The organism is Conchiformibius kuhniae DSM 17694, assembly GCF_000428785.1.
Classification (GTDB): domain Bacteria; phylum Pseudomonadota; class Gammaproteobacteria; order Burkholderiales; family Neisseriaceae; genus Conchiformibius; species Conchiformibius kuhniae.
This window is the reverse complement of sequence record NZ_AUAP01000002.1, coordinates 43,725-62,919: the sequence shown is the minus strand read 5'-3', so window position 1 is coordinate 62,919 and position 19,195 is coordinate 43,725. Positions and strand designations below refer to the sequence as shown.

Sequence of the window (19,195 nt, the reverse complement as noted above, 5' to 3'; positions counted from 1 at the left end):
TTATCTTCAATTAAAAACATCGCGGGCAAACGGCGCGGCGGTACGCTCCGCCACGCGCAGCACCGCCGAACGCGCCCGCGCATTGGCGGCGGTTTCGGCTGCGGAAGGTTTGACGGCACGCCCCACCGCACGAAGCGGCGGCGGCGGCAAATCGGCATCGCGCACCAATGCCCATTTGGGAACGGGCGGCGGCGTGCTGTGGGTTTTGACAAACTGCTTGACGATGCGGTCTTCCAGCGAATGAAAGGCGATTACCGCCAAACGCCCGCCCGTGTGCAGCCGCGCCGCCGCCTGCGGCAAAAGCGCGCGGATTTCGTCAAGCTCGCGGTTGATGAAAATCCGCACCGCTTGAAACGTGCGCGTGGCGGGGTCTTGCCCGCGCTCGCGAGTACGGACGCACCGCGCCGCGACTTGCGCCAGCTTGCCGGTTGTATCGATGGGACACCCGTCCTGCCGCGCCGCAACAATCGCACGCGCAATCGGGCGGGCAAACCGCTCTTCACCATAATCTCTGATGACCTCGTAAATCTGTTGTTCTTCGGCTTGGGCGAGCCATTCTGCCGCAGATTGCCCGCGCGTGGTGTCCATACGCATGTCCAAAGGCGCGTCAAAACGGAAACTGAAGCCCCGCGAAGCATCGTCAAGCTGCGGCGACGACACGCCCAAATCGCACAAAATCCCGTCTGCCCTGCCCATGCCCAAGCCGTCCAAAGCCTGCGACAGCGTGGCAAAACCGTCATGCACCACACTGATGCGCGCATCGCCTTGCGCCCATTCGCGGGCAAGCGCAACGGCCTGCGGGTCTTTGTCGAACACCACCAAACGCCCCGCCGCCCCCAAGCGCGACAAAATCAGCCGCGAATGCCCGCCGCGCCCGAACGTGCCGTCCACATAAACGCCGTCCGCACGGACATTGAGCGCATCAACGGCTTCGTGCAGCAAAACGGTGGTGTGAGCGTGTTCGGTCATGGCAATCAAGGGAAAATCCGTACGGCAGGGCATTTGTATGCCCCGTGCGCGTCTCGGTTGGGGACGGAGCGGGGCGGGCGTGATGCGGGCAAAAACGGTATGCAACACGCCCGTTTGCCCCAAAACCGCACTATACAAAAAAATCGGCGGCACGGTCAAACACCTGCCGCCGCCGCGCACCCCCGCCCGCACGCGCCCGCACCGGCGGCAAATCCGCACCCGCACGCGCCCAATCACGGAATCCGGCACCGGTCAAACCAAAATCGCCATAAAAAACAGAACGGACAAATAATCCGACCACCCTGCGCAAAACAGTTATAATACGCCCGCCCACCGTGTGTTTTACACAATTTAACCTTTCAAACACGGTATTTCACGCCACAAAACGGCACGCCACACACCACCCCTGTTCGGCATAACCCGCCCACAAAAGGAATTTTGATGACAACCGCCTCCCTGCCCCCGCCCGATGCCGGTGCCCAAGCCGCTTGCGATGCCCTGTGCGCCCTGATTCGCGCCGAAGCCGCAACACAAGGCATCTTGCCGTTTTCGCGCTTTATGGCATTGGCACTCTACCACCCGCAACACGGCTACTACACCGGCGGCGCACACAAAATCGGCGCGGGCGGAGACTTCGTTACCGCGCCCGAACTCACCCCACTGTTTGCCCGCACACTGGCGGTGCAGTTGGCGCAACTGCTGCCGCAAACGGACGGCAACGTTTACGAATTTGGTGCGGGAACGGGCGCATTGGCGGCGCAACTGCTCCACGCCCTGCCCGAAATCCGCCAATACGTGATTGTGGAAGTTTCGCCCGATTTGGCGGAGCGGCAACGCGCCCACATCGCCGCACACGCGCCCGAACACGCGGAAAAAGTGGTGCATTTGTCGCGGCTGCCCGAACATTTTGACGGCATCATTATCGGCAACGAAGTGTTGGACGCAATGCCTGTGGAGCGTGTCAAACGCACGGCGGACGGCGGCTTCCGGCGCATCGGCGTGGCGTGGCGCGGCGGGAAATTTGTTTTTGAAGAACAAAATCTTGACGATGAAAACCTGCTTCAGGCAGCCGCGCACTATTTTCCGCCCGTTCCCGATTACGTTTCCGAACTGCACCCCGAACAACACGCTTTCGTGCGCACGCTGGCGGAAAAACTGCGGCGCGGCGGCATGATTTTTCTGGACTACGGCTTTGATGCCGCACAATATTACCACCCGCAACGCGCGGACGGCACGCTGATGGGACACCACCGCCACCACAGCATTCACGACCCGTTTTTCCGCATCGGGCTGACCGACCTGACCGCCCACGTCAATTTTACCGACATCGCGCAAGCGGGTTGCGATAGCGGTTTGGATTTAATCGGTTACACCACGCAGGCGCGTTTTCTGCTGAATTTGGGCATTGCCGGCATCATGGCGCAGGCGCACCCCGACCCGCGCAGCCCCGACTACATTCAGGCAGCCGCCGCCGTGCAAGTGCTGACCGCGCCGCAGGAAATGGGCGAATTGTTTAAAGTCATCGCCTTTGGGAAAAACGTGGACGCGGATTGGCTCGGTTTCACGCACGGCGATTTGTGCCACAAACTTTAAACCACACCGCCATTCCCGCGCAGGCGGGAATCCAATTCAGCACAAAGAATATTGATAAAACAAATTGTTGCCAAAGTAGCAAAATGGATTCCCGCCTGCGCGGGAATGACGGCAATATCCGCTTGCCGCTCAAAACCATAACGCACGCCAGGGCGTATCATCAATTGCTTTGCGAAGCGGTTTTTCAAGCCAAAATGGGCTGAAAATACCGCCGCATAAGTAAATGATGACACGCCCTAACCCCATTTAACCGCACTTTGTGCCATCATCACGCCTTTTGCCATGTCCGCCAAAATCGCCCTGTTATGCACCCTTGCCGCGCTCAACCAAAGCGGTTGCGCCCCGTTTAAAGACAAACCGCAACTGGCATCGTTCGCCCTGCGCCACCCGCTTGCCGCGCTCGCCATCGGCGACAAACACGCCCTTGCCCCCAACATCACCAGCAACGCCGTGCGCCTGTCCGAGCGCGTGGGCTTGGACAACCGCGCCAACGGAGACGGGCGCGGCACGCAAGTCAATGCCCTGCGCCATTCCTTGTGGCAAGCGGCGATTGCCGCCCGTTTCGGCAGCGACATCGCGCAAAAAGCGGGCAATGCCTACGAAAAAAGCGCGGTGCTGCACGACAGCGCCGATTATCCCGACCGTTACCGCGCCGATGAAGCCGCCGACCTGCGTAACAACGCCATCGGACGGCGCATCGGCAGCGCACGCGGCGGGCGCGATATGAACGCCCTTGCCGCCGCGTTGTTGGACGAATACCGCCGCAACGGTTTGTGGACGATTGCGCCCGTGAAAACGCATGGCAAAACGGTGTGGCGCATCAGCCAAACCCGTTTGGACGAAAACGCCTACCGCAACGCCTTGTCCAAATTGGCAAAGCTGGACGAAAACGGCATGACTGCGCAAGAGCGGCAAAAGCTGGCGGCGCAACAGGCGCGGGAACATTCAAAACACTGACCACGTCATTCCCGCGCAAGCGGGAATCCAACAACGCATTCAAACAAACCTTGATAAAACATCGCTTGCCAAGCATCGGGCAGTGGATTCCCGCATTCGCGGGAATGACGGCGTGTTTTTACCGTTTCGGGCAAACATCAAATCTCAAGCTGCCTGAAAACCTATCCCCCTCACCCGCTTGCGGGGGAGGGCTGGGGTGGGGGCAAAACGCCCGCATTTTCAACAAATTTTCTTGGGAAACAAACGTTCATTCCCCCTCCCTTACCCTCCCCCGTAAACGGGGGAGGGAATATTGTCGTAGGGTGTGTCCTGCACACCGTTGTTTTGTTTCAAAAACGGTGCGCGGGGCGCACCTTGCTTATTCTTCTTATTTTACAAACCATTATTTTCCCGCAAGGCATTCCGCACTGCCTGCGCCGCCGTTTCCGCATTATCGGGCGGCGTGTTTTTATCGCCGAAATGCGCCGTTTTCGGTAAACCGCGCAAAAAACCGTCCACATCGTCCGCCGTCAAAAACCGCCCGTGCAAATCCCAGCCCACGTTCAACACCCGCCCGCGCAACTTGGCGGTGCGGTCGTGGATATGCCCGTGCAAATGATACCAACCCTTGTGGCAACCGTCCCATTCCTGTATCGGATAATGAAACAACACCATTTTTTGTTTGATTTCAGGCACGTCCAGCAGCAGATAATCCTGTGCCGAAGCCAACACGGGCAAACCGTCCCACTTGCATTCCGCCAACAGGCGCGGCGCGTGTTGGCGCAACAGCCCGTCATGATTGCCGAAAATCAAATGATGTGTGCCGTTCAGCCGCCGCAACACCGCTTCAATCCGCCCGATGTCGCGGGCAAACGACACATCGCCCAAATTGTAAACCGTGTCTTGCGGCGACACCGTTTCATTCCATTTGCGGATTAAATATTCGTCCATTTCAGCAACATCTTGCGGACGGAAAGTCGGGCAGAATTTAATGATGTTGGCATGGGAAAAATGCAGGTCGGACGTGAAAAAAATCTTGCTCATGCTGCCTGTTCCCCGTTAATGCTGTTATTTAAAAAATCCTGAATAAACTTGATTTTACCCAATTCGTCCAAAGCGTCAAATTCGGCACGGCGGGCGTGGACGGCATCAATCAGGGGATAAAATTCTTCATCGGCACGGCGTTTGTCCAGCTTGCGCGACAAAGACGCTTCCGTACCGCGCCCGAAAAATTTGGACGTGAGATAAAACGGCGATTTCAGCTTGAACAACAGTTCTTCCGTTGCCGCGTCAAACACCATAAAACCTTCATGTTTCACCGTTTTCAGGCGTTCCAGCAGCTCGCCGAAGGCGATGTTTTCCAAACGCTCGGGACGGTGCAGGCACGTTTGCGGGTGTGCGGCGTTGAAACGCGCCGCCAAGTCGTCCAATTCGCGTTCGCCCGCCATGTTGCCCGTTGCCACGTCCACCGCGCCAATCAGGGTTTCGCCCAAACGCTCGCGGATAATGTGGACATCGTTTTCGTCTGTAATTTCAAACAGAAAGGTGCGGTTCGGGTGCTGCCTGAACAGGGCTTCGTATTGGCGGCAATGTTGTTCGGTCATGCGGGCGAAATCGCTGTCCAGCGAACCGGTGGTGGAATACAGCACTTGTCCGTCAAACGCCGCGCCCGCGCTGGGGTGGTCGGGAGGCAGTTGCACAAAGGTGCAGCAGCCGAGAAAGCCGTTAATTTTAATGACGGCGTTTACGCGGTGTTCCGCCGTGATGTGAAGCGGATAGGGGCTGTTCGGTGCGGTGCGTTCGGAGTGGTTGAAGGTTTTTTTGAACGGGCGCACGATGATTTGGTCGTATTTGTCCAACACCAGCCCGCGCATTTCCAGCAGGGCATCGTCAAAACGGTTTTCGTAAAACACGCTGCGGTGGTATTTGAGTACGCGCAGGTCGGGATAACGGCGCGAGGTTTTGGCGGTGAAGTTGCGTTGTCCGAAGCGTAAATAGTCCGCGCTGACAAAGGTTTGCCGTATCGGGTCAAACGGAGGCGGGGCTTTGGCAAAACGCTCGGCATCGGCAAGGGCTTGCGCTTGTTCCGCCGACATCGGGCGCACGGCGGGAACGTGGATTTCTTCGCGCAGGGGATTGGCGTTAAGCTTTTGGTAGGCGGCAAGCACGTCCGCTTCGGCTACGCCGTGCAGATTGGGGAAAAAATTGTGCAGGCGGTAAACTTTTGTTTCAAAACCGTGTTTGCGGGCTGCCTGAAGCAGGGCGATGCAGGCGCGGGCTTTTTGGTTGGTGTTGGAATGGACAATCAGCATCGGCGCGTGCGGCTGTTTGCGCCCGCGTTTCAGGGCTGCCTGAAAGCGTTTGCGCCCCGCTTCCTGCGCCTGGGCGAGCGCGTCCGCGCTGAAACGGTACACGCCGTGTTCATCGGTCAGCAGCAGGTCGTTTTCAATGTGGACGACTTCGCCGTTCGGATAGTCGCGCTGAAAGGCGGCGATTTGTTCGCGGGCGAATGTGGATTTGCCCGAGCCTTGGTGTCCGCGTATCAAAATAAAGGTTTGCATGATGGTTCCTAGGGTCTTGTGCCGTTGTCGGGCGCGGCAACGGCGACAATCCGCCAAGCCGTTCCGTCAAAATGCAGGCGCGACACGGCGGCGTTGGGCGGGCTTTTGTACAAAATGGCTTGGGGATTGAGGCGTTTGATGAGGGCGACAATCGCCATGCCGTGCGACACCACCAACACGCGCCCGCGTTCGGGGCTGCGCGCCGCCACCGCGTCCATACCGCGCCACAGCCGTTCGGTAAACGCTTGTTCGGTTTCCGAATGTTGCGGTTGCAGGCGCGACAGGACGCGGGCGAACAGGTTGTGTTCGGGGTGGTGGCGGTAGCGGTGCAGCAGGGTTTCGGTGTCGGCGATGCCCAGTTCGTCTGCCAAACGGCGGTACAAAACGGCGGCATCGCGCCCTTCAAATTCGCCAAAGCCGTATTCGCGCAAATCCGCCAAGGCGGTTACGGGCAAATCGGGCTGCCCCGCCGCGCTCAAGATGATGCGGGCGGTGGCGGCGGTGCGGGCAAGGCTGCTGCAAAACGCCGCGTCAAACACGGGCGCGGGCAGCTCGCGGCGCAGGGTGTCGCCCAATTGCCGCGCCCCTTCGCGCCCCGCTTCGGTGAGCGGCGAATCGGCATGACCCTGCAAGCGCAGTGCGGCGTTAAATTCGGTTTGCCCGTGCCGCACCAAGTAAACGTCCAAATCGCGCTTCATGCCCGCACCGCCGCATTGACTTGCCGCAACACGGCGGCAGGGTCGGCAGCGCGGGTAATCGGACGACCCATCACCAGATAATCCGCGCCCGCCGCCACTGCCTGTTCGGGCGTCATCACACGGCGTTGGTCATCGCCGCCCGCGCCGTCCGCCAAACGGATGCCCGGCGTAACCAGCAGAAAATCCGCGCCCGCGTCCTGCCGCAACATCTGCGCTTCCTGCGCCGAACACACCACACCGTCCAGCCCCGAATCCTGTGCCAACGCCGCCCAACGGCGCACCAGCGTTTGCGGCTCGTCCGCCCAGCCCAATTCGCGCAAATCCGCCGCTTCCATGCTGGTCAATACCGTTACCCCCAGCAGCTTCGGGCGTTCGGCAAACCCCGCCACCGCTTCCGCCGCCGCTTCCATCATGCGCCGCCCCCCGCCCGCGTGGACATCGAGCAGCCACACCCCCATTTGCGCCGCCACCTTGCACGCTTGGGCAACCGTATTGGGAATATCGTGGTATTTCAAATCCAAAAACAATTTAAAACCCTGCGCCATCAGCTGCTCCGCCAACGCCCGTCCCGTTGCGGTAAACAGCTCCTTGCCGATTTTCAACTGGCACTGCGCGGGGTCAAGACCGCGCACAAACGCCAAAGTTTGCGCCGCATCGGCAAAATCCAATGCCACAATCACCGGCGCGGGCGCGGCGGGACGGGCAAAATCACCAACCAAAGGATTCATCAAACACTCCTGATTCCGACTCAAAAAGCCCATTATACCGTCAAATTGCGTAAAGACCGCCGCCGCCGTGTTTCGGCAAGCGCCAAAACAGGCTACACTCGCACGCTTTTCACCCCAATTTTTATCCGGAGAAACACATGGGTTTGTTTGACTCGATTTCCTCACTGGCGAACGCCGCCAACCTGCTCAAAGACACCGACGGCAACGGACAAATCCAAGCCGTAGACTTGGTACGGCAACTGGTACAACAAAACGGCGGCAATTTCGGCGCCCTGCTCGGACAACTGCAACAAGGCGACTTGGCAAGCACCGTGCAAAGCTGGATTGGCAACGGCACCAACGCCCCCGCCGATGCCGCCCAAATCCAAAACGCCTTGGGCGGCGGCTTGCAGGAAGCGGCTGCCAAACTCGGCTTGGACGCCAATCAGGCGGGCAACCTGCTGGCACAACACCTGCCGCAAATCATCAACACACTCACCCCCAACGGCACCGCCGCCGATGCAAACGGCTTCGGCTTGGACGACATCGCCCGCTTGGTCATCGGCAATTTTCTGAAAAAATAAAAACAACAAAACGCGGTTTTCCCCCTGTCGGAAAACCGCGTTTGCACAAACACCATGAGCATCAAAGACTGGCACGAAAACGAACGCCCCCGCGAAAAACTGCTCGAACGCGGCGCGGGCGCATTAAGCGATGCCGAACTGCTCGCCATCTTGCTGCGTACCGGCACGCAAGGCATGAGCGCGGTGGACATGGCACGTTCCCTGCTCCACCGCTTCAACGGCTTGGGCGGCGTCATGAACGCACCCTTTGCCGAATTGTCGCAACATCGCGGCATGGGCTTGGCATCGTATGCCCAATTTTGCACCGTCATGGAAATCGGACGGCGCGTTTTGGGCGAACAACTGCGCCAAGCCCCCGTGTTCGACTCGCCCGACACCGTCTCCGACTACCTTCGGCTGCGCTTGGGACACGAACCCGTAGAAGTGTCGCTGGCACTGCTGCTGGACGCACAAAACCGCCTGATTGCCTGTCGCGAAATGGCACGCGGTACCGTGGCGGAAAACACCGTGTACATCGGCGAAATCGCCAAACACGCTCTGCAACACCACGCCGCCGCCGTCATATTCGCCCACAACCACCCCTCCGGCAACCCCGCCCCCTCCCCCGCCGACCACACCTTCACCCGCAAACTGCGTGCGGGGCTGGCACTGCTGGACATCACCCTGCTCGACCACTTCATCGTTACCGCACGGCAAACCGTATCGTTCGCCCGACAAGGCTGGCTTGCCCCCGAAGCACACGCGCCATGTTTCAAGCCGCAGGACGACACATAAGCACCGCCTTGGGCGCACCACCATCTAAATTTTTCTACTTAAAATTCAGTTCGATAATAAAAATGCGCCGTCATTCCCGCACAGGCGGGAATCCATTGTCTGATGTGTGGCAAACGATGTTTTATCACCGTTTATTGTGCTTCAACTTGGATTCCCACCTGTGCAGGCATGACGGTGCGGTGTTTTTTTCGGTCAATTGATGAATTTTCCAATGAAAATCAGTAAAATACAAAAACACCATCATGATTTCATTCGGTTCTGATACGAAATCCCCATCAATAACGCCAAAATCATCATAATGGACAGCGTTGCCGTGCCGCCGTAGCTCACCAAAGGCAAAGGCACGCCCACCACCGGCAAAATCCCCGTTACCATGCCCATGTTTACAAAAGCGTAACAGAAAAACGTCATCGTCAGTGCCCCCGCCAGCGTGCGGCTGTACACCGTAGGCGCGAGCGAAGCGATGTACAGCCCGCGCCCCAAAATCACCAAATACACCAGCAACAGCAAAATATTGCCAATCAAACCGAATTCTTCGCCATACACGGCAAAGATAAAATCCGTAGTCGCTTCGGGAATATAGTCCAAATGCGTTTGCGTACCGTTCAGCCAGCCTTTGCCCCACACGCCGCCCGAACCCACCGCTATCATCGATTGGATAATGTGGTAGCCCGCGCCCAAAGGGTCTTTGGTCGGGTCAAGCAGCATCATCACGCGGGTTTTTTGGTAGTCGTGCATGCCGTAGAGCCACACAAACGGCAAGGACGCGGCAAACAGGGCAACAGACGCAAACAGGGCTTTCCACGGCAGTCCGGCAAAAAACACCACAAACAATCCCGAAGCCATAATCAGCGTTGCCGTTCCCAAATCGGGCTGTTTCAAAATCAAGGCGCCCGGCACGAAAATAATCAGCAATGCGCCGATATAGTGAAACCAGCGCAACTTGCCTTCGTAACGCTGGAAATACCACGCCACCACCATCGGCAGGGCGATTTTCATGATTTCGGAAGGTTGCAGGCGCACGATGCCCAAGTTCAGCCAGCGCGTTGAGCCGTTTACGGTTACGCCGAAAAAATGTACGCCCACCAGCAACAATACGCCCAACACATAGGCAGGCGGGGCAAAATTGCTCAAGGTTTGCGGGCGGACGCGGGCTATCAGCCACAGCAGCGCAAATCCGAAAACGGTATGCACGGTTTTGCTGCGGAGCTGGCCGATGTCGCCGCCGTCCGCCGAATACAGCAGAAACAGGCTCATCACATACACGGTGAGCATGGCGAAAAACAGCCATTTGTCCATCGGCTCCCACAGCAGTTTGCGGAGTTTGACCAGCGTGTCGTTGTGTTTGTGGTTCATTTTGTGTCGTGGCTGCCTGAAGCGGCGGCGGGTTCGGAAGTTTGGGACGCGCTTTGGGCGCGGCTGCGGGCGAGTGCGGCATAGGGCGGCAGCGCGGGCGGCGATGCGGCGGCGGACGCGCTTTCCTCTTCCGCCAGCAAGGGATTGGCGGTGAGTTGTGCGCCTTTCACGTCTTTGTCCACGCGCCCCGTTTTGATTTTCAACAGATAAAAATCGGTCAGTTGCCGCGCTACGGGTGCGGCTTTCACGCCCCAGCCGGCGTTTTCCAAAATCACGGCAACGGCAATCTGCGGCGTTTCCACCGGCGCAAACGATACGAACCACGCATGGTCGCGGTGTTGTTCGCGCAAGGCGGCGGCGTTGTAGGTTTTGCCCTGCGCGATTTGCACCACCTGCGCCGTGCCGGTTTTGCCGCCCATGCTGTAGCGCAAACCGCCGCCGATGCGCCGCGCCGTGCCGCCGCGAATCACCCGTGCCATCGCTTCTTTCAGATAATCAAAGTGTTCGGGCGCAAACGGCAGACGGCGTTCCGGCTGCGGGTCAATCACGGTGATGGTTTGTTTTTCGTGGTTGAGCAGTTCTTTGACCAAGTGCGGGCGGTACACCGTGCCGTTGTTGGCGAGCATGGCGGTGGCATGCGCCATTTGCAGGGGCGTGTAAGTGTTATAGCCCTGCCCGATGGACACCGGCACCATTTCGGGCGGATGCCATTTGCGGCGGTTTTCAGGCAGCTTGGCAAAGCGTTTTTCTTTCCATTCGGGGCTGGGCAGCACGCCGCGATATTCGTTGGGCAAATCAATGCCGGTTTTTTGTCCCAAACCGAATGCCTGCAAATACGGATAGGTTTTTTCAATGCCCAATTCGTAGCCGAGTTTGTAGAAAAAGGTGTCGGACGACACCTGCACGGCTTTCATCAGATTCGCCGAGCCGTGTCCGCGCCGCACCGAATCGCGGAACAGATGTTTGCTGCCCGGAATGCTCCACGCGCCCGGTGCGGCCACCACGCTGTCCATGCCGATTTTGCCGCTTTCCAGCAACGCCATGCCCATAAACGGTTTGAAGGTGGAGCCGGGCGGATACAAGCCTTGCGTTACGCGGTTAATCAGGGGACGTTGCCAATCGGTATTGAGCGCATTCCACGTTTCCGTGTCAATGCCGTCAATAAACAAATTCGGGTCAAAATCGGGTTTGGAAACAAAGGCAAGAATACCGCCCGTTTGCGGGTCGATTGCCACCAGTGCGCCGCGTCTGCCGTCCATCAGGCGGTCGGCTTCCTGCTGCAAACGGATATCCATCGACAGGCGCAATGCCTGTCCCGTTTGCGGCGGCTCGGATTTAATCACGCGGATAATGTTGCCCGCCGCGTCTTTTTCCACTTCCTGATAGCCGGGCGAGCCGTGAAGCTGTTCTTCGTAAAACGCTTCCAAGCCGTTTTTGCCGATGTGGGTGGTGCCGCGATAGAGTGCGGCGCGTTTGTTTTCAGCCAGCTTGGTTTGGTCGCGGTCGCTGATGCGGCCGATGTAGCCGAGAAAATGCGCGGTGAGTGCGCCGTAGGGATATTCGCGGAAGGTGCGGGCGTTGATTTCCACGCCGGGAAAACGGTAAAGCTGCGGGGCGAGCCGCGAGGCTTCTTCGGGCGTGAGGCGCAGTTTGAGCGGGATTTTTTCGTAGGCGCGGTATTCGGCGCGGAATTTTTTGAAACGTTTGAGGTCGGTGTCGCCGATGTCGGCGTATTGGCGCAGTTGTGCAATCAAATCATCAAGTTTACCTTCCACATTGCCGATGGTGATTTCCAGCGAGTAGGCGGGATAGTTGTGCGCCAGCACCACGCCGTTGGTATCCAGAATTTCGCCGCGTATCGGCGGGGTGGGAATCAGGGTGATGCGGTTGGTGGTGGCTTTGACGGCGTATTCTTCGTAGCGGAACACCTGCAAATAGGCAAAGCGTGCCAACAGCAGCAGAAACACAAAAATAATCAAGGCAAAAGCCGCCAGCAGACGCACGCGGAAATCTTGCTGTTCCGCATCGTCGGGGCGGGTTTGACCGCTTATTTGGCGGGGGGTGCGCCAAATATCTTTCATCAACATTCCTTTTCGGTTTGAAACCCCGACCCATACGGGGCGTTCGGGCGTGTCGTCATTTCAATTTTCTACTGAAAATCAGTGAAATATAAAAACTGCCGTCATGCCCGCGCAGACGGCCTGCCAAGCAGTATTTCATCAAGGTTTGTTTCAATTTGTTTTGGATTCCTGCCTGCGCGGGAATGACGGTGCAAAGGTTTTTCGGCGGGCTTTATTTGCCCCACCGTTTGCGATGGGCGACAATGCGCATGATTTTGTTGAGTACGGGCCAGAGCAGCGCCGCCGACAAGGAAGCGTAAAATATCTGCCAGCCGGCAAAACGGTGTTCCGTCAGCCAGCGCACCAGTGCCAACACCGCTTCGTTGCCCGCCAGTGCCACCGCCACCGCCAAAGCCTGAAAGCCGTAATTTTGCAAGGTGAATTGGCGGCGGTGGCGCATCAGCCAGTAAGACGACAGGCAATAGGCAAGCGAATGGCTGCCCAAAGGCGACACCGTGCCGATGTCCACCAGCAAGCCCAGCACAAACGCCGCACCCAAGCCGATGCGGCGCGGGTTGTGTATCAGCCAATACATCAGCATCAGGGCGCTCCACTCGGGCAGCCAGTACAAAGGCTCGGTAAAGGGGATAAAATCCGCCACCATGCACAAAACAAAGCTCCAGCACACCCGCTTGAGCGGCACGTGGGCGGTGGCGGAATCGTCATAAGTGTCCATCATCACGGCGATTCGCCTCCCGTTGCGGCGGCGGCTTGCTGCGGCAGCACCAGCACGAATTTGCTGCGCTGGGGGGCGGCGGCGGTGTTCAGGCGCACTTTGTAATACGGGGTGCCGGCGTTGCGGCTGCCCGATGCGACCGTTGCCACCGGTATGCCCGCCGGATAAACGTCGTCCAAACCCGAAGTCAGCAGCACGTCGCCCGCGCGCAAATCGGCATCGGCGGGAAAATAACGCAATGCCAACGCGCCGCCGCCGCCGTACACCAGCGTACGCACCCCCGTGCGCCCGACCAAAACCGGCACGACCAAGGCGCTTTCCGCCAACACGTTCACTTCGGCACTCAAAGGCTGCACCGCCGCCACCTGCCCGAGCAGCCCGCCCTCGTCCACCACCGCATCGCCAACGCGCACCCCGTGCCGTCCGCCCTTGTCAATCACCATCCGCCCCGACGAGTGTTCTTTGCCGCCGGAAACCACCTGTGCCGTTGCGGTGGTTTGCAAACCGTAGCGGCGCAAATCCGCCAAAGTTTTCAGCTCCGCCAATTCGCGCAACTGCACGCCGTGCTGCCCCAATTCGAGACGCAAACGGGTGTTTTCGGCGGTCAGGCGCTGGTTTTCGGTCAAAAGGTAGTTTTGCGAATGAAACAGACTGTCGAAATAACGGTACAGCAAAACGGGGCGGTTTGCCACCCATTGCATCGGATACAGTGCGGTTGCCAAATATTTTTTCGCTTCCGCCACCGCCGCAAAACGCTTGTCCAGCACCAGCAGCAGCAGCGACAGCAGCACCAGCAGCGACAGTTTTACCGCCGGACGCATGCCCCTGCGGGAAAAATAAACATGATTCGGCATCACGCACCCCCGTCCCGCAAGCTGCCGTCAGGGGTTCATGATGAAGATGGAATTGAGCTTGCCGATTTCGTTCAATGCCAAGCCCGCGCCGCGCACCACGCAGGTGAGCGGGTCTTCGGCAATGGTAACGGGCAAGCCCGTTTCTTCGGCAAGCAGGCGGTCGAAGCCTTTGAGCAATGCGCCGCCGCCGGTGAGCACCAAGCCGCGTTCGGCAATGTCCGCGCCCAATTCGGGCGGGGTTTTTTCCAAAGTGCTGCGCACGGCATGGACGATTTGCGAAATCGGGTCGGCAAGCGCTTCCAAAACTTCGTTGGACGTGATGATGAACGAGCGCGGCACGCCTTCTGCCAGATTGCGCCCTTTCACTTCCATTTCGGTAACTTCCATGCCCGGAAACGCCGAACCGATTTGTTTTTTGATTTCTTCGGCGGTGGCTTCGCCAATCATCATGCCGTAGTTGCGGCGCACATAGTGGACGATGGCTTCGTCAAAGGCGTCGCCGCCCACGCGCACCGATTGCGAATGCACCACGCCCGAAAGCGAAATAATCCCCACTTCGGTGGTGCCGCCGCCGATGTCCACCACCATCGAGCCGGTGGGCGACGCCACGGGCAAGCCCGCGCCCAGCGCCGCCGCCATCGGCTCTTCAATCAGATGCACCGCCGATGCGCCCGCCGCTTCCGCCGAATCGCGGATGGCGCGGCGTTCGACCTGTGTCGAGCCGCACGGCACGCAAATCACGATGCGCGGCGCGGAGATGAAACGGTTGTTGTTGGCTTTGTGGATAAAGGCTTTGAGCATGCGTTCGGTTACGCCCAAATCGGCAATCACGCCGTCTTTCATCGGGCGCACCGCCTGTATCGTTTCGGGCGTGCGCCCGAGCATTTTTTTGGCTTCCCTGCCAACTGCCAACGTGATTTTTTTACCGCTTCCCATCGGGTCGTCCTGAACCGACACCACCGAAGGCTCGTCCAACACGATGCCCTTGCCGCCCACATAAATCAAAGTGTTGGCAGTACCCAAATCGATGGCAAGGTCGTTGGAAAAAAAGCGGGCCAAAAAAGACAGCATAAAATATTCCTGATTGATATTTTACCATTCGGTTTCAACACGGTTCGGCGGCGGCAGACGACACACACCCCGCACCGCGCCGCCGCAAACGGCAGACGGAACGCGCCCGCGTTCCGACAACGGTATGAATTTTACGGCATCTTGGCTATAATCGTGCATTGCCGCGCAAACAAGCCCGCAATGATACCCTAATTTCCCCCAATGCTAAAACAGAATTTTAAGGAAAACCGATGGCACTCACCCCCGACGACGTGGCAAAAATCGCCCGTCTTGCCCGTTTGCAGTTGGACGGCGCCGAACAAGCCGCCATGCTGGGCGAGCTGAACGACATTTTCGCCCTGATTGAAAAAATGCAGGCAGTGGATACGGACGGCGTTGAAGCGATGGCGCACCCGCACGAAACCCTGCCGCGCCTGCGCGACGACGCCGTTACCGGACACGACCGCGCCGCCGAGTTCCAAGCCTGCGCGCCCGATGTGCGCCAACGGCTGTACATCGTGCCGCAAGTGATTGAAAGCTGAACACCGGCACAGCACCCGCCCTTTTTGTTTTTCACCGGACCCCACCCGCCATGCTCCGACACACGCTCAAGCAAGCATCACAACTGCTGCAAAACAAACACATTTCCGCCACCGAGTTGGCACAAGAATATTTGTCTGCCATCAACGCCGCCAACCCCGCGCTCAACGCCTATGTGCGCCTCGACCCCGAAGCCACGCTCGCCCAAGCCCGCGCCGCCGACCAACGCATCGCGCAGGGCGACGCCCACCCGCTTGCCGGCGTGCCTTTCGCCCTCAAAGACATTTTCTGCCAACAGGGCTGGCACAGTTCTTGCTGTAGCAAAACACTCGACAACTTTGTCGCGCCCTATACTGCCACTGTGGTGCAAAACCTGCTCGATTGCGGCATGGTTGCGCTGGGGCGCACCAATATGGACGAATTTGCCATGGGTTCTGCCAACGAAACGTCTTTCTACGGCGCGTGCAAAAACCCTTGGCACCCGCAGCACACGCCGGGCGGCTCTTCGGGCGGCTCGGCGGCGGCGGTGGCGGCGCGGCTCGCGCCCGCCGCGCTCGGCTCGGATACGGGCGGCTCGATTCGCCAGCCCGCTTCCCACTGCGGCATCACCGGTCTGAAACCCACCTACGGCACCGTGTCGCGCTACGGCATGGTCGCCTACGCTTCCAGCTTCGACCAAGCCGGCCCGATGGCGCAAACCGCCGAAGACTGCGCCCTGCTGCTCAACGCCATGGCAAGCAGCGACCCGCTCGATTCCACCAGCCTCGAACGCGGCAAAGAAGACTACACCCGCGATTTGAACCGCCCGCTCAAAGGCTTGAAAGTGGGTTTGCCCAAAGAATATTTCGGCGAAGGCTTGGACGCGCAAGTGGCATCGGCACTGCAAAACGTGATAAACCTGCTGCACCAAGCGGGCGCACAAACCATCGATGTGTCGCTGCCGCAAACCGAGTTGTCCATTCCCGCCTACTACGTGCTGGCTTCCGCCGAAGCCAGCACCAACCTTTCCCGCTACGACGGCGTGCGCTACGGCCACCGTGCCGCACGGTTTGCCGATTTGGAAGAAATGTACAGCCACAGCCGCGCCGAAGGCTTCGGCAGCGAAGTCAAACGCCGCATCATGATTGGCACTTACGTATTGAGCCACGGCTACTACGATGCCTACTACGTCAAAGCGCAAAAACTGCGCCGCATGGTTGCGGACGACTTCCGCAACGCCTTCGCGCAGTGCGATGTGATACTCGCCCCCAACGCGCCCACCGCCGCGCCCCTGCTCGGCAGCAGCAGCGACAATCCCGTGCAGGCGTATTTGTCGGACATTTACACCGTGTCCGTCAATCTGGCGGGGCTGCCCGCATTGTCGCTGCCCGCCGGACAAACAAACGCGGGGCTGCCCGTAGGCGTGCAGCTTGTCGGCACACATTTTGCCGAAGCCGCCCTGCTGGGCATCGCCCACCAAATCCAGCAGCAGAGCGATTGGCACACCCTCATGCCGGGATAAGGCAGGCAGGCGGACGTAACGGTCAAGGACGCACCTGCCTGCCGCCGCACATTTGGCGGCAGCACATACGCATACAAAATAATAAAAAACCTTGCCGTTGGGGTGTGTCATCGGGTGATTGCCGTGCGCCGGCACGGACACCGCGCGATGACACGCCCCGCAGTTGTCCCGATGGATGGATTTTTTGATGAACATACCCCTTCCCAAACCCCCATTTGCCAACGCCGGCGGGCGCTATACCCTTCCGGCCGTTTCCGTATTGGTCTTAACCGTCCTGTTGGCTTCGGTTTTGGTGTTCAGCTACAGCTATGCCGACAAACTCAACCGCTTTACCGCCCAAATCGATGCCGCCAACAAATTCGGCGACGCCCTGCACCAAATCAGCGTGTCCGCGCACTACCTTGCCGCCAACAAACGCATCAGCGACATGCAAATCGACGACCTGCTCGCCACCGCACACGGCACGGACGAGCTGGCCGCCACACTGGACGGCGACAGCAGCAAAATCCGTCTCGACGCCCATGCCCGCGAACACCTGCAGCCCCTGCTGGCGTTTTGGCAGAAATACCGCAGCCTGCTGCCCGCCGCCGGTCAAACACAAACGCACAACCAAAACCAACTGCGCCAACTGAACGAATACGCCCACAGCGTCCAAATACAGCGCGATGAAGCCCTGCAAAAACTGCGTACCGCCCTGTTGCGCGACTCGCGCCGTGCCGCTTCGGTATCGCGCATGCTGCACCTGCTCGGCGCACTCATCATTGCGGCGGGGCTGGTGCTGTCGGTACTGCACTTTGTCAAGCAGTGGAAAGTGGACCGCAAACTCGAAGCGGCGCGTTTGGAAACCGATGAAATTCTCGACACCCTGTCCGAAGGGCTGTTTTTGCTCGACAAAGACATGATTATCGGCACGCAGCAGTCGAAAATGCTCGGCACGCTGCTGCCGCAAATCGGCGAAGGCGGACAAAACTTCATGGACTTGGCAGCCGAAATCCTGCCCGACCGCCGCAAATTAAGCTCGGTAAAAATGTTCATCGAACAGCTTTACAACCCCCGCGTGGTCGAACGCCTGATTTACGGACTCAACCCCCTGCGCAAAGTCGAAGTACCGCTCAAACGCGGCTCGGACGAACGCCACGTGCTGGGTTTTCACTTCACCCGCGTGATTAAAGACCGCCAAATCGTCAAAGTACTGGTGAGCGTGCGCGACCTGACCGACACCGTACGCATCGAATCGCGCCTGCAACGCGAGCAGGAACAAAACGACCTGCAAATCGAAATGATTAGCCGCATGCTCAACGCCGATGAAGTGATTATGCGCAGCTTCCTGCACACATCGTTGAAACAACTGGCACAAATCAACACCATTTTGAAAAACCCCGGCAACCACGCCGAAGATTTGCGCAACAAAGCCCGCCTCATCAGCCAAGAAATCCACGCCTTCAAAGGCGAAGCGTCCGTGCTGAACATGAGCGCCTTCGTGCTGGCGGCGGAAGCCTTTGAAGACATCATTCAGCAACTGCGCCAAAAACGCCCGCTCACCGGCAACGACTTTCTGCCTTTGGTGGTGGAATTGGAAAGCCTGTTGGAAAAAGTGGCGCAGGCCGAAGAGCTGCACCGCAAAATCACGGGGCGCCTGAACAACCCCGCCGCCCTGCCCACCGCCGCCACCGCCACCGACTTGGGCACACTGTTCGGGCGTTTCGTGGTCAATATGGGCTACCGCCACAACAAGAGCGTGATTATGGAAACGGGCGGGCTGGAATACCTGAAACAGGAATCCCCCACCTTCCCCGCCGTCAAAGACATCATCATTCAGGTGTTGCGCAACGCGGTGGTACACGGCATCGAACCCGTGCGCGTGCGCACGCTCAACGGCAAGCCCAGCGAAGGGCGCATCCGCTTGAACGTTACGCGGGTGGAAAACAAGCTGCGTATTTTGATTGAAGACGACGGGCGCGGCATCGACTGGAACGCCGTCCGTGCCAAAGCCGTGCAAATGCAGATGGCGACTTTGGAAGAAGCCACCGCTTGGCCGGAAAGCAAATTGTACGGTCTGCTGTTCCGCTCGGGCTTCAGCACCCTGCCCGAAAGCAACCAAGACGCAGGACGCGGCATCGGCATGGACATCGTCCGCGCCCGCATTCAAACCCTGAACGGACGCATTGCCATCACCACAGAAGCGGGCAAATTTACCTGTTTTGTGATAACCTTTCCCATTCCGAAATAACGTGCCGCCGCCAACACACGGCGGGCGGGCACGCCCGTGCCATACC

General features: G+C 58.8%; 18 protein-coding genes. 7 read left to right on the top strand and 11 right to left on the bottom strand.

Features of this window, described 5'->3' with window-relative positions:
- Positions 1-6: 6 nt before the first annotated feature.
- Positions 7-969 (bottom strand): 16S rRNA (cytosine(1402)-N(4))-methyltransferase RsmH, encoded by a 963-nt coding sequence (rsmH, locus tag G392_RS0102465; RefSeq protein WP_084165899.1) that lies wholly within the window; start codon positions 967-969, stop codon positions 7-9.
- Positions 970-1,410: 441 nt separating this feature from the next.
- Between rsmH and G392_RS0102455 the strand changes: the two genes are divergently transcribed.
- Positions 1,411-2,562, top strand: a complete 1,152-nt coding sequence (locus G392_RS0102455) for a class I SAM-dependent methyltransferase (protein WP_027008942.1) — start codon at positions 1,411-1,413, stop codon at positions 2,560-2,562.
- Here the strand turns inward: G392_RS0102455 and G392_RS13485 are convergent.
- The gene (locus G392_RS13485) at positions 2,559-2,795 is read right to left on the bottom strand and encodes a hypothetical protein (protein ID WP_156900766.1); all 237 of its coding nucleotides are present in this window, start codon (positions 2,793-2,795) and stop codon (positions 2,559-2,561) included. The two genes, G392_RS0102455 and G392_RS13485, sit on opposite strands and share 4 nt — an antisense overlap.
- A 49-nt stretch (positions 2,796-2,844) precedes the next feature.
- Here G392_RS13485 and G392_RS0102445 point away from each other — a divergent pair, with 49 nt between their 5' ends.
- The gene (locus G392_RS0102445) at positions 2,845-3,519 is read left to right on the top strand and encodes a DUF6973 domain-containing protein (RefSeq protein ID WP_027008941.1); all 675 of its coding nucleotides are present in this window, start codon (positions 2,845-2,847) and stop codon (positions 3,517-3,519) included.
- 372 nt (positions 3,520-3,891) lie between these two features.
- Here G392_RS0102445 and G392_RS0102435 read toward each other — a convergent pair whose 3' ends face one another.
- The 4 genes from G392_RS0102435 to pyrF are packed head-to-tail and all read right to left on the bottom strand — an operon-like array spanning position 3,892 to position 7,485.
- Complete coding sequence (locus G392_RS0102435) at positions 3,892-4,542, bottom strand: phosphoesterase (protein ID WP_027008940.1); 651 nt, start codon at positions 4,540-4,542, stop codon at positions 3,892-3,894.
- Entirely contained in the window at positions 4,539-6,059 is a 1,521-nt protein-coding gene (locus G392_RS0102430; RefSeq protein WP_027008939.1) for an RNA ligase, read from the bottom strand. Before G392_RS0102430 ends, G392_RS0102435 begins: the two co-directional genes overlap by 4 nt.
- A gap of 8 nt (positions 6,060-6,067) precedes the next feature.
- Positions 6,068-6,757 carry a histidine phosphatase family protein gene (locus G392_RS11900; protein ID WP_034334257.1) on the bottom strand — a complete coding sequence of 230 codons (690 nt, stop codon included), beginning with the start codon at positions 6,755-6,757 and terminating at the stop codon, positions 6,068-6,070.
- Positions 6,754-7,485 (bottom strand): orotidine-5'-phosphate decarboxylase, encoded by a 732-nt coding sequence (gene pyrF, locus G392_RS0102420; RefSeq protein ID WP_027008938.1) that lies wholly within the window; start codon positions 7,483-7,485, stop codon positions 6,754-6,756. Before pyrF ends, G392_RS11900 begins: the two co-directional genes overlap by 4 nt.
- Before the next feature lie 137 nt (positions 7,486-7,622).
- Here pyrF and G392_RS0102415 point away from each other — a divergent pair, with 137 nt between their 5' ends.
- Together G392_RS0102415 and radC are read left to right on the top strand one after the other, a co-directional pair.
- Positions 7,623-8,048 (top strand): YidB family protein, encoded by a 426-nt coding sequence (locus G392_RS0102415; protein ID WP_027008937.1) that lies wholly within the window; start codon positions 7,623-7,625, stop codon positions 8,046-8,048.
- Between the two features lie 54 nt (positions 8,049-8,102).
- Positions 8,103-8,822 (top strand): RadC family protein, encoded by a 720-nt coding sequence (gene radC / locus G392_RS11895; protein ID WP_051255529.1) that lies wholly within the window; start codon positions 8,103-8,105, stop codon positions 8,820-8,822.
- Positions 8,823-9,062: 240 nt separating this feature from the next.
- Here radC and rodA read toward each other — a convergent pair whose 3' ends face one another.
- The 5 genes from rodA to G392_RS0102380 all read right to left on the bottom strand — a co-directional run bounded on the left by rodA (position 9,063) and on the right by G392_RS0102380 (position 14,899).
- On the bottom strand, positions 9,063-10,178 hold the full coding sequence (rodA, locus tag G392_RS0102400) for a rod shape-determining protein RodA (RefSeq protein ID WP_027008936.1): 1,116 nt from the start codon (positions 10,176-10,178) through the stop codon (positions 9,063-9,065).
- Positions 10,175-12,259, bottom strand: a complete 2,085-nt coding sequence (mrdA, locus tag G392_RS11890; RefSeq protein WP_034334311.1) for a penicillin-binding protein 2 — start codon at positions 12,257-12,259, stop codon at positions 10,175-10,177. The genes rodA and mrdA overlap by 4 nt, the downstream gene beginning before the upstream one ends.
- Before the next feature lie 211 nt (positions 12,260-12,470).
- A complete protein-coding gene (gene mreD / locus G392_RS0102390) occupies positions 12,471-12,977 on the bottom strand; it encodes a rod shape-determining protein MreD (protein WP_027008935.1) in 507 nt (168 codons plus the stop codon).
- A complete protein-coding gene (gene mreC, locus G392_RS0102385; RefSeq protein WP_027008934.1) occupies positions 12,977-13,828 on the bottom strand; it encodes a rod shape-determining protein MreC in 852 nt (283 codons plus the stop codon). Before mreC ends, mreD begins: the two co-directional genes overlap by 1 nt.
- Before the next feature lie 27 nt (positions 13,829-13,855).
- Positions 13,856-14,899 (bottom strand): rod shape-determining protein, encoded by a 1,044-nt coding sequence (locus G392_RS0102380; RefSeq protein WP_027008933.1) that lies wholly within the window; start codon positions 14,897-14,899, stop codon positions 13,856-13,858.
- Positions 14,900-15,129: 230 nt separating this feature from the next.
- Between G392_RS0102380 and gatC the strand changes: the two genes are divergently transcribed.
- The 3 genes from gatC to G392_RS0102360 all read left to right on the top strand — a co-directional run bounded on the left by gatC (position 15,130) and on the right by G392_RS0102360 (position 19,149).
- Positions 15,130-15,420 (top strand): Asp-tRNA(Asn)/Glu-tRNA(Gln) amidotransferase subunit GatC, encoded by a 291-nt coding sequence (gene gatC / locus G392_RS0102370; RefSeq protein ID WP_027008932.1) that lies wholly within the window; start codon positions 15,130-15,132, stop codon positions 15,418-15,420.
- Positions 15,421-15,470: 50 nt separating this feature from the next.
- Positions 15,471-16,919: an Asp-tRNA(Asn)/Glu-tRNA(Gln) amidotransferase subunit GatA gene (gene gatA / locus G392_RS0102365; RefSeq protein ID WP_027008931.1), complete on the top strand. Its 1,449-nt coding sequence runs from the start codon at positions 15,471-15,473 to the stop codon at positions 16,917-16,919.
- Positions 16,920-17,106: 187 nt separating this feature from the next.
- Positions 17,107-19,149, top strand: a complete 2,043-nt coding sequence (locus G392_RS0102360) for an ATP-binding protein (RefSeq protein ID WP_034334254.1) — start codon at positions 17,107-17,109, stop codon at positions 19,147-19,149.
- The last annotated feature ends 46 nt before the right edge of the window (positions 19,150-19,195 follow it).